Annotated in this window: 6 protein-coding genes; 1 reads left to right on the top strand and 5 read right to left on the bottom strand. The window is 56.5% G+C overall.

Annotated elements, in window-relative coordinates; genetic code table 11:
* Positions 1-92 precede the first annotated feature (92 nt).
* Positions 93-416, top strand: coding sequence for a ferredoxin FdxA (fdxA, locus tag U738_RS01930; protein WP_035576779.1), 324 nt, complete (start codon positions 93-95; stop codon positions 414-416).
* A gap of 522 nt (positions 417-938) precedes the next feature.
* Here the strand turns inward: fdxA and eno are convergent.
* The 5 genes from eno to gltB all read right to left on the bottom strand — a co-directional run bounded on the left by eno (position 939) and on the right by gltB (position 10,970).
* The gene (gene eno / locus U738_RS01925) at positions 939-2,228 is read right to left on the bottom strand and encodes a phosphopyruvate hydratase (RefSeq protein ID WP_035576778.1); all 1,290 of its coding nucleotides are present in this window, start codon (positions 2,226-2,228) and stop codon (positions 939-941) included.
* Positions 2,229-2,279: 51 nt separating this feature from the next.
* Positions 2,280-3,167: a 3-deoxy-8-phosphooctulonate synthase gene (gene kdsA, locus U738_RS01920; RefSeq protein ID WP_035576776.1), complete on the bottom strand. Its 888-nt coding sequence runs from the start codon at positions 3,165-3,167 to the stop codon at positions 2,280-2,282.
* A gap of 12 nt (positions 3,168-3,179) precedes the next feature.
* Positions 3,180-4,835 carry a CTP synthase gene (locus tag U738_RS01915; protein ID WP_035576775.1) on the bottom strand — a complete coding sequence of 552 codons (1,656 nt, stop codon included), beginning with the start codon at positions 4,833-4,835 and terminating at the stop codon, positions 3,180-3,182.
* 237 nt (positions 4,836-5,072) lie between these two features.
* Entirely contained in the window at positions 5,073-6,491 is a 1,419-nt protein-coding gene (locus U738_RS01910) for an FAD-dependent oxidoreductase (protein WP_035576774.1), read from the bottom strand.
* A gap of 36 nt (positions 6,492-6,527) precedes the next feature.
* Positions 6,528-10,970, bottom strand: a complete 4,443-nt coding sequence (gene gltB, locus U738_RS01905; protein ID WP_035576773.1) for a glutamate synthase large subunit — start codon at positions 10,968-10,970, stop codon at positions 6,528-6,530.
* Between the last annotated feature and the right edge of the window lie 232 nt (positions 10,971-11,202).

Here is an 11,202-nt window from a genome sequence, read left to right as displayed (position 1 = left end):
CAAACTTTTAGCTTATAAAAAACGGCTGATTTATAACCATTCACGATTGACCATGGCCGGGAGCATCCCGGCCCTGCAAGAGGGATAGCAAGATGACGTTTGTCGTTACCGAGAACTGCATCCAGTGCAAATACACCGACTGTGTGGAAGTCTGCCCGGTCGACTGTTTTTACGAGGGCCCGAACTTCCTGGTCATTCATCCTGACGAGTGTATCGACTGCGCGCTGTGCGAGCCCGAGTGCCCCGCCGAGGCGATATTCTCCGAGGATGAGCTACCGGATGGACAGGAGGCCTTTATTGAGATCAACGCTGAAATGGCCGACGTATGGCCCAACATTGCCGAGCGCAAAGATCCGCTGCCTGACGCCGAAGAGTGGGATGGCAAGCCTGGTAAGCTTGAGAAATTAGAGCGCTAAATTTCGCGTTACTCTTTTCAGCTCCATTTTCAAGTGCCATTTTTCTTAAAGCCAGCGTCCACGCTGGTTTTTTTATGGTTTAGACAAACTTGCACTGGCAAATTCCAGACAAAAAAAGGCGGCCCGTAGGCCGCCCGCTCCAAGCACTTCCTCTGACCACTCCCTGGATCAACTTCCTCAGATGACGTCCTTGCCGGGGCTCACCTCACTGTATCACCCAGCGCATCTGACCTACATCCCGCTGCATCCTGACTGAAGCATCCTTGCCTCCCCTTGTCCTGTGTATATTGTGTCAGATCACGGCAGCTTCTCAACAAAGCCAAAATGTAAAAGGGCGAGTCGCAGCGACTCGCCCTTTTTTTAAAAAACCTTTAAAAACAACAACTTTAATTTAAATTAATGGAAAATTACGTTGTTTTTTACCCAAATCGAGCGATTCTCGTCAGTATTTGTAAGATATCTCTTACAAAATCTTAAGACATCTCTTACAAGCCCCGCTAAAAAATCGCTCGATATTGGCTTTTACTGCCCTTTAATGGCCTTCAGACCCGGGTAAGTCACATCACCCAGCTCCGCTTCAATCACCAGCAAACGGTTGTACTTGGCAACCCGATCAGAGCGGCACAGTGAACCCGTTTTGATCTGACCGGCGCAGGTGCCCACTGCCAAATCGGCAATGGTGGTGTCTTCGGTTTCACCAGAGCGGTGTGAAATAACCGCGGTAAAGCCCGCATCCTGAGCCATCTTGATAGCATCCAGCGTCTCGGAGAGCGAGCCGATCTGATTGAACTTGATCAGGATAGAGTTACCGATCTGCTCATCGATACCGCGCTTGAGAATCTTGGTATTGGTCACGAACAGATCATCGCCCACCAACTGCACTTTATCGCCCAGCTTGTCGGTTAGCGCTTTCCAGCCCGCCCAGTCCGATTCATCCATGCCGTCTTCGATAGAGACGATCGGATAATCGGCGCACAGGCCTGCCAGGTAATCGGTAAAGCCTTGGGCGTCATAACTTTTGCCTTCACCGGAAAGGTTGTACTGGCCGTCTTTATAGAACTCAGACGAAGCACAATCCAGCGCCAAGGTAACGTCTTTACCCAGGGCGTAACCGGCATCAGCAACAGCTTGTTTAATCACTGCTAGCGCATCGGCGTTAGACGCCAGGTTAGGCGCAAAGCCGCCCTCGTCGCCGACGGAGGTGGAAAGCCCCTTCGCCGAGAGTACTTTTTTCAGCGCGTGGAAAATTTCCGCGCCCATGCGCAGCCCTTCACGGAAGTTGGGCGCACCTACTGGCTGCACCATAAACTCTTGGATATCGACGTTGTTATCCGCGTGCTCGCCGCCGTTGATGATGTTCATCATGGGTACCGGCATGCTGTACTGACCCGGCTGACCGTAGAGCTCGGCAATGTGGGCATACAGCGGTACGCCTTTGGCATTAGCAGCGGCTTTAGCCGCCGCCAGGGAAACCGCTAGAATCGCATTCGCCCCCAGGTTCGCTTTGTTCTCAGTACCGTCTAACGCCAGCATGGCATCGTCCAGGCCACGCTGGTCGCGAGCATCCATCCCCATCAACGCATCACGAATCTTGCCGTTGACCGCTTCAACTGCTTTCAGCACGCCTTTGCCCAGATAACGCGACTTATCGCCGTCGCGTAGCTCTAACGCTTCCCGGGAACCGGTTGAGGCACCGCTTGGGGCACAGGCTTCGCCGACGGCGCCACTGGCAAGGCGTACGTGCGCCTGCACGGTCGGGTTTCCACGCGAATCCAGCACTTCCAACGCACTGATAGCAACAATTTTGGTCATGGCAGTTTCCTTTACGGTAGGTCGGATAAAATTATTAATATAACGCCCTGCTTAGCGAATCGTTAGCGGCTCAAATCCTTTAACCAGCGCATCCAACTGGGCAAGCTGGGTTAAGAACGGCTCTAGCTGATCCAGTGGTAGCGCACAGGGGCCATCGCACTTAGCGTTATCAGGGTCAGGGTGAGCCTCTAAAAACAGCCCGGCAAGGCCAACAGCTACCCCTGCCCGCGCCAGTTCAGCTACCTGGGCACGACGCCCATCAGCACTGTCCGCACGCCCACCGGGACGCTGCAGCGCATGGGTGACATCGAAAACCACTGGATAGCCAGTTTGCTTCATATCACCAAATCCCAGCATATCAACAATTAGATTGTTGTAACCAAAGCTTGAGCCTCGCTCGCAAAGCATCAGCTGGTCGTTACCCGCTTCCTGGAACTTGCTGAGGATATGGCGCATTTCATGGGGGGCCAAAAACTGCGGCTTTTTGATATTGATGACCGCACCGGTTTTGGCCATGGCGACCACCAAATCGGTTTGGCGGGCCAAAAAGGCCGGCAGTTGGATAATGTCGGCAACTTCAGCGGCCGCTTCGGCCTGCCAGGGCTCATGCACATCGGTAATAATGGGTACATTGTGGCGGGCTTTGATATCCGCCAGAATCTGCAGCCCTTTCTCGATACCCGGGCCGCGGTAGGAGTTGATTGAGCTGCGGTTGGCTTTATCGAAGCTGGCCTTGAACACGTAGGGCATACCCAGCTTTTGGGTCACCGTAACGTAGGCTTGGGCGACTTCGTCGGCAAGCTCGGCAGACTCCAGCACGTTCATGCCGCCCAATAACATCAGCGGCAAGGAGTTACCGGCGGTTAAGCCGGCAACGTTAATATGACGCTCTTGTGATCCATCTTGAGACTGCTCTTGAGAACGGTCTTGAGAAGCCATGCTTTTGCCCTCTTATTCCTGAGAATTCGCATGGGCGCGACTGCGCGCTGTTTTATGCTCCAATGCGGCGTTAACAAAGCCCGAGAATAGCGGGTGGCCATCACGCGGTGTAGACGTGAATTCCGGGTGGAACTGACAGGCCACATACCAAGGGTGATCCGCCAGCTCGATCATTTCCACCAGCGACTGATCAACGCTCTTACCTGAGATTACCAGTCCCGCCTTTTCAAGCTCATCAATAAACTGGTTATTGACTTCGAAGCGATGACGATGGCGCTCAACAATCTCTTCTGAGCCATAGGCTTCGCGCGCCTTAGAACCCGATGCCAAATGGCATACCTGACCACCTAAGCGCATGGTGCCACCCAGGTCAGACGCCGCATCGCGCAGCTCGATTTTGCCTTCCGGGTTCAGCCACTCGGTGATCAACCCCACCACCGGATGCTGGGTATCATGGGTAAACTCGGTAGAGTTGGCGTCGTTCCACCCCGCCACGTTACGAGCAAACTCAATCACCGCCACTTGCATACCCAGGCAGATGCCTAGATACGGCACCTTGTTTTCGCGGGCGAACTGAGCGGTCATGATCTTGCCTTCTACGCCGCGTTCACCAAAGCCGCCGGGCACCAGAATGGCATCTTTACCTGCCAGGCGCTCAGTACCGTGACGTTCGATATCTTCGGAGTCAATATAGTCAACGTTGACCTTAATGCGGCCCTGGATACCGGCGTGAATCAGCGCTTCGTTGAGCGACTTGTAGGCATCCAGCAGCTCCATGTATTTACCCACCATGGCGATGCTGACCGACTTGAGCGGATTGAGCTTGGCATCCAGCACCTTCACCCATTCAGAGAGATCGGCTTCAGGCGCTTCCAAACGTAGCTTATCGCAAACGATCTCGTCGAGGCCGTGTTCGTGAAGCATCAACGGAATACGATAGATGGTATCGGCATCCTGCAATGGCACCACCGCACGCTCTTCAACGTTGGTGAACAGGGCGATTTTGCGACGCTCGCTCTCTTCCAGCTCCACTTCGCTCCGGCAAATCAGAATATCCGGTTGGATACCGATAGAACGCAGCTCTTTAACGCTGTGCTGGGTGGGCTTGGTTTTGGTCTCACCCGCCGTTTTGATGTAGGGCACCAGTGTCAGGTGCATGAACAGCGCGCGGTTGGCCCCCTGCTCACTACGGATTTGGCGGATCGACTCCAGGAAAGGCAGCGATTCGATGTCACCCACCGTGCCGCCGATCTCTACCAGCGCCACATCAAACCCTTCACCGCCAGCGTAAACGCGCTCTTTAATCTCGTCGGTGATGTGCGGAATGACCTGAACGGTGCCACCAAGGTAGTCGCCACGGCGCTCTTTACGCAGTACGTGCTCGTAAACACGGCCGGTCGTAAAGTTATTGCGCTGGGTCATTTTGGTGCGAATAAAGCGCTCGTAATGCCCGAGATCAAGGTCGGTTTCGGCGCCATCTTCTGTGACGAACACCTCACCGTGCTGGAAGGGGCTCATGGTGCCCGGATCCACGTTGATGTACGGGTCGAGCTTGAGCATGGTGACCTTAAGGCCGCGGGCCTCTAAAATCGCCGCAAGCGAGGCGGAGGCGATGCCCTTGCCAAGAGAGGACACAACGCCGCCGGTCACGAAGATATATCGTGTCATGGATAACCTGTCGAAACGTGATCAGAAGGCACGGCAGAAAGCCACGCCAGGATGGGTCGACAGACTAGCAGATTACGACCTAAGGCTCAATTTGAACTGAGCAGTCATTAAACCGCCCCAGCGATAGGTCTACGCGAGGGCGCTGTGAACCCTTCCCTGGGCGCTACTTTCGCCATCCCTGGCGAAAGACCCTCGCTACGACCTATCCCTGGAGCTGCTCTATGCATCAGACACGTTCTATACGCCTAGGTAATCCAGAATACCTTCTGCAGCTTGGCGGCCTTCGTAAATCGCCGTGACCACCAAGTCAGAGCCGCGCACCATATCGCCACCGGCAAAGATTTTTTCGTTGCTGGTTTGGAAGGCGTACTGGCCGTGCTCTGGCGCGGTCACCCGGTCGCGTTCGTCGACCTGAATGTTGGCGCTATCGAACCACGGCGCAGGGCTTGCCTGGAAACCGAAGGCGATGACCACGGCGTCCGCCGCAATGATCTCTTCAGAGCCGGGCACTACTTCAGGACGCTGACGGCCGTTTTCGTCCGGCTCGCCCAAGCGGGTGCGCACAACCTTCACGCCTTCGACCTTCTCTTCACCGACGACCGCCACCGGCTGACGGTTGAACAGAAACTCAACGCCCTCTTCACGGGCATTGGAGACCTCACGGCGCGACCCCGGCATGTTGCCCTCGTCACGACGATACGCACAGGTCACGCTGGCCGCATTTTGACGGATAGAGGTACGGTTACAGTCCATCGCCGTATCGCCGCCGCCCAGCACCACCACGCGCTTTCCTTCCATGGAGATATAGTCGTTGGGATCCTTCTCGAAGCCTAAGCAGCGATTGACGTTGGCAATCAGGAAGTCGAGGGCTTTGTACACGCCCGGCAGATCTTCACCGGGGAAGCCGCCTTCCATGTACTTATAGGTACCCATGCCCAGGAAGACCGCGTCGTACTCCTGCATCAAGGTCTCAAATTCGATATCGGAGCCGATTTCGGTGTTAAGACGGAACTCGACCCCCATCTCCTCAAAGACTGCCCGGCGGCGTTCCATCACGCTTTTTTCCAGCTTGAACTCAGGAATACCAAAGGTCAGCAGGCCGCCAATTTCCGGGTACTTATCGAATACCACCGGCTTAACGCCGTTACGGGCCAGGATATCCGCACAGCCCAAGCCCGCAGGGCCTGCGCCAATGATGGCGACTTTTTTATCTGTCCAGGTGACGTGTGACATATCTGGACGCCAGCCCATGGCAAACGCGGTATCGGTGATGTACTTCTCCACCGAACCGATGGTCACCGCACCAAAGCCGTCATTTAGCGTGCAGTCGCCTTCGCACAGGCGATCCTGCGGGCACACGCGGCCACACACTTCAGGCAGCGAGTTGGTTTTGTGGGAGAGCTCAGCGGCTTCAATAATATTGCCTTCCACCACCAGCTGTAGCCAGTTAGGAATGTAATTGTGTACCGGGCACTTCCACTCGCAGTAGGGGTTACCGCAGTGCAGGCAGCGGTGCGCTTGACTGGCCGCATCGGTGGGTTTGTACGGTTCGTAAATTTCCGCAAACTCTTTGGCACGGGCGCGGGCGTCTTTCTTTTCCGGGTCTTTACGACCCACATCAACAAACTGAAAATCGTTATTTAAACGGTTAGCCATGATCTCTCTCCTGTCAGCGTGAGGGGCATAAGCGGGTTATTGCGGCTGACGCCGAGACTGATCCAGCAAACTACCTAAGCTTGCCGCTTTTGGCTTCACCAGCCAGAAGTGGCGCGCATAGTCGCTGAAGTCTTCCAAAATAGCCGCCCCACGCGCCGAACCCGTTGCAGCCACATAGGCTTCGATCATTTCACGCAGGTGACGACGATACGCCTCCATGGCCTCTGTGTTAACGCGGTGAATCTCGACCAGCTCGTGGTTGTACTTGTCCACGAAGGTGCGTTCTTCATCCAACACATAGGCAAACCCACCGGTCATCCCCGCGCCGAAGTTCACGCCGGTTTCGCCAAGTACGCAGACCAAGCCGCCGGTCATATATTCGCAGCAGTGGTCCCCCGCGCCTTCAATTACCGCTGAAGCACCGGAGTTACGCACGGCAAAACGCTCGCCTGCGGTACCGGCCGCAAACAGCGTACCGCCGGTGGCACCGTACAGGCAGGTGTTGCCGATAATGGCGGTTTTATGGCTCTCAAACTGGCTGACTTTAGGTGGCACAATCACGATACTGCCGCCGTTCATGCCCTTGCCGACATAGTCGTTGGCGTCACCTTCCAGGTAGAGGTTCAGGCCACGGGCGTTCCACACCCCGAAGCTCTGCCCCGCCACCCCGGTAAAGCGGGCGGTGATCGGCGCAGCTTCCAGACCCTCTTCGCCATAGCGCTTGGCGATGGCGCCGGACGTTAACGCGGCCACGCTGCGGTCACAGTTGGTGATGGTGAAATCAAACTCACCGCCTGACTGGTTTTCGATAGCGTCTTTCAAGGCCGCCAGCACTTCCTGATTTTTGGCCCCCGGATCGTGAGGTACGTTACGGCTGACCTTGCAGAACTGCGGCGCGTCTTTAGGTACAAAATCATTGGCCAGCAGCGGCGTTAAGTCGAGCTTACGCTGAGAAGGCGTATTACCTTCCAACACTTCCAGCAGGTCAGTACGTCCAATTAGATCGGTCAGCTTGCGCACACCCAGCGCTGCCATCAGCTCGCGCACTTCTTCAGCGATAAAGCGGAAGTAGTTTTTGACCATATCCACGGTGCCGCGGAAGTGCTCGCCGCGCAGGAAATCATCCTGGGTGGCCACACCGGTGGCGCAGTTGTTGAGGTGACAGATGCGCAGGTACTTACAGCCCAGCGCTACCATCGGCGCGGTACCAAAACCGAAACTTTCAGCACCCAGAATCGCTGCTTTAACAACGTCTAAGCCGGTTTTCAGGCCGCCGTCGGTCTGCAGGCGAATCTTGTCACGCAGGCCATTGATACGTAGCGCCTGGTGTACTTCCGGTAGCCCCAGCTCCCAGGGCGAACCGGCGTGCTTGATGGAGGTCAACGGACTCGCCGCCGTGCCACCGTCGTAACCGGAGACGGTAATCAGGTCGGCGTAGGCTTTGGCAACGCCGGTCGCGATAGTGCCGATACCCGGCTCAGAAACCAGCTTCACCGACACCTGGGCTTCAGGGTTAACCTGCTTAAGGTCAAAAATCAGCTGAGCCAAGTCCTCGATAGAGTAGATATCGTGGTGGGGCGGCGGTGAAATCAGCGTCACGCCGGGCACCGCATAGCGCAGCCGGGCAATCAGTTCGTTCACTTTACCGCCGGGCAGCTGACCACCTTCGCCGGGCTTGGCGCCCTGGGCGACTTTGATCTGCAGCACTTCCGCATTGACCAGGTAATGTGGCGTCACGCCAAAACGACCGGAGGCGATTTGCTTGATCTTCGAGCTACGCACCGTGCCGTAGCGTGCCGGGTCTTCGCCGCCTTCCCCTGAATTGGAGCGACCGCCCGCTTCGTTCATGGCCTGGGCCAACGCTTCGTGGGCTTCTGGCGACAGCGCACCAAGCGACATGCCCGCACTGTCAAAGCGTGGCAGCAGCGCTTCAACCGGCTCGACCTCGTCAAGTGGCAACGGCGTTTCAACCGGTTTGAGCTTGAGCAAATCGCGGATGGTGGCTACCGGGCGCTCGTTCACCAACTGGGCGAACTTCTTCCACTTGGTGTAGCTGCCCTCTTGAACCGCGGCCTGAAGCGACATCACCACATCGGGGTTATAGGCGTGGTACTCGTGGCCGTGAACGTATTTGAACATGCCGCCTTGGGAGATTCCTTTGCGGGGAATCCAGGCATCTTTGGCCAGCAGCGCCTGCTGCATCTGCAGCTCGGCGAAGCCGGTGCCTTGGATGCGCGATGCCATGCCGACAAAGCACATATCCATAACTTCATCCGCCAGCCCCACGGCTTCAAACAGCATCGAGCCACGGTAAGAAGCCAGCGTCGAGATACCCATTTTTGACAGGATCTTGAACAAACCTTTTTGCAGACCTTTGCGATAGTTCTCGCGGCCATCCGCCGGGTTACCGGTCAATTCGCCTGTACGGTGCATATCCGCCATTACCTGGTAGGCAAGCCACGGATACACCGCCGTAGCACCTACCCCAAACAGAACCGCCATTTGGTGGGCGTCCCGGGCGTAGCCGGTTTCCACCACAATATTGGCATTGGGGCGCAGCGCCAAACGACCTAAGTGAGAGTGCACGGCACCCACCGCCAAGGCAGCCTGAATCGGAATTAGGCCTTTCGCCAGCTCGGCATCGGTGAGCACCAGGATCACTTTACCGGCGCGCACTTGGGCTTCGGCTTCTTTACACAGCGCTTTAAGCGCTTGGTGCAGGCTCTGCTGCTCCGGGTCGTAGCCCAGCGACAGCGTATAGCTGGCGAAGGCCGGGTCGTCCTGGCTGACCAGCGCAGTAAATTTACGCGGCGACAGCACCGGCGTGGTCAAAATCAAGCGGTGCGCATGCTCAGGCGTGGCTTTAAAGACGTTCAGCTCAGCGCCACAGCAAGTTTCCAGCGACATGACGATCGCTTCGCGCAGCGGGTCAATGGGCGGATTGGTGACCTGGGCAAACTTCTGACGGAAGAAGTCCGTCAACAGGCGCGGACGGCTCGACAGCACCGCCATGGGGGTATCGTCGCCCATTGAGCCAACGGCTTCCTGGCCGCTCTCCGCTAGCGGGCGCAGCACCTGATCGCGCTCTTCAAAACTGACCTGGAACAGCTTCTGCTGAACATTGAGCGCATCGGCATCCATGGTTTGGAAACGCGCCAGCTCGGTTAGCGCCGACTCCAAATAGCTGGCTTCCTGCTTTAGCCAACGCTTGTAGGGGTAGGCAGATTTTAGCCGTTCATCAATATCGGTGGTGTGAAGCACTTCGCCAGTTTGGGTATCAACCGCCAGCATCTGCCCAGGCCCAACGCGGCCTTTGGCGACGACATCTTCAGGCTTGTAGCCGTAGGTGCCCGTTTCCGAGGCCAGGGTGATATAGCCGTTTTTGGTAATCACCCAGCGCGCCGGGCGTAGTCCGTTTCGGTCGAGCATACACACCGCTTGGCGGCCGTCGGTCATCACTACGCCCGCCGGGCCGTCCCACGGCTCCATATGCATGGAGTTGTATTCGTAGAAGGCACGCAGCTCGGCGTCCATGGTTTCGACGTTCTGCCAGGCAGGCGGCACCATCATGCGCACCGCACGGTGCAGCTCCATCCCGCCGGTGAGCAGCACTTCCAGCATGTTATCCATGCTTGAGGAGTCAGAGCCGGTGGTATTGACGATCTCGTCCAGTTCGGCGATATCCGGCAGCCGCTCATTGACGAAATTCGCCTTACGCGAGTTCGCCCAACCGCGGTTGGCTTCAATGGTGTTGATCTCACCGTTGTGTGCCAGCAGGCGGAATGGCTGCGCCAATGGCCAGCGCGGTGCGGTATTGGTCGAGAAGCGCTGGTGGAAAACACAGATAGCAGTTTCCAGACGCGGGTCGTTCAAGTCCTGATAGAACGCCGGTAGATCTTCCGGCATCACCAAGCCTTTATAGGAGACCACTTCTGACGACAGGGAAGCGACGTAGAAGTCCGCTTCGTCGCGCAGTGCCTGTTCGGCACGGCGGCGGGCCATAAAGAGGTCAACATCGAAGTGCTCGCCCTGGCCTGGCTGCACAAACAGCTGGCGAATGCGCGGCAGGCAATCCAGCGCCATGGGTCCACAAACGCTCGGGTCTGTGGGCACATCGCGCCAGCCCAGCACGTTGAGCCCGCGTGCTTCCAGCTCGCGGGTTAGGGTATCGCGGGCATGCGCTTCACGGGCGTCATCGTTGGGTAGAAAAACGACACCCACGGCAAAGCGTTCGCCAAGCTCAGTATCAAACGCCTCTTTGGCCAGTTCCTGCATAAAAGGCGTGGGCATTTTAAGTAGCAAACCACAGCCGTCGCCGGTCTTTCCGTCGGCAGCGATACCGCCCCGGTGGGTCATGCAGGTCAGGGATTCAATGGCAGTTTTCAGCAAGTCGTGGCTAGCCTGGCCTTCCATATGGGCAATCAGGCCAAAACCACAGTTATCGCGAAACTCGCCAGGCTGGTGAAGACCTCTATTCATGGGCGTGCCTCTACTAGTCAGCGTATTTTTTTAGCAGCGTGCTTATGGTATAAAGGACGGTTTCGCTTTTTTTATGGTGCTTATAACCTGCCCAGAATGGGGTGTTTCCCACGTTCGCTGCCGCAACAAAATGGCCGGTCAGCATAGCGATTGGTAACCACTTTGCGCAATCTCTTGGCACCTACAACGTTAGAGAAACTCTTTTCAAATCCGGTATTTGCATTCTCATTCA

The organism is Halomonas sp. TG39a (genome assembly GCF_000744395.1).
Lineage (GTDB): Bacteria > Pseudomonadota > Gammaproteobacteria > Pseudomonadales > Halomonadaceae > Vreelandella > Vreelandella ventosae_B.
This window is presented reverse-complemented; position numbering and strand designations above follow the sequence as displayed.

What these genes read in the sequence shown, in the direction of transcription:
- fdxA (WP_035576779.1), top strand. Translation starts at nt 93, where the DNA reads ATGACGTTTGTCGTTACCGAGAACTGCATCCAGTGCAAATACACCGAC.
- eno (WP_035576778.1), bottom strand. Translation starts at nt 2,228, where the DNA reads ATGACCAAAATTGTTGCTATCAGTGCGTTGGAAGTGCTGGATTCGCGT.
- kdsA (WP_035576776.1), bottom strand. Translation starts at nt 3,167, where the DNA reads ATGGCTTCTCAAGACCGTTCTCAAGAGCAGTCTCAAGATGGATCACAA.
- U738_RS01915 (WP_035576775.1), bottom strand. Translation starts at nt 4,835, where the DNA reads ATGACACGATATATCTTCGTGACCGGCGGCGTTGTGTCCTCTCTTGGC.
- U738_RS01910 (WP_035576774.1), bottom strand. Translation starts at nt 6,491, where the DNA reads ATGGCTAACCGTTTAAATAACGATTTTCAGTTTGTTGATGTGGGTCGT.
- gltB (WP_035576773.1), bottom strand. Translation starts at nt 10,970, where the DNA reads ATGAATAGAGGTCTTCACCAGCCTGGCGAGTTTCGCGATAACTGTGGT.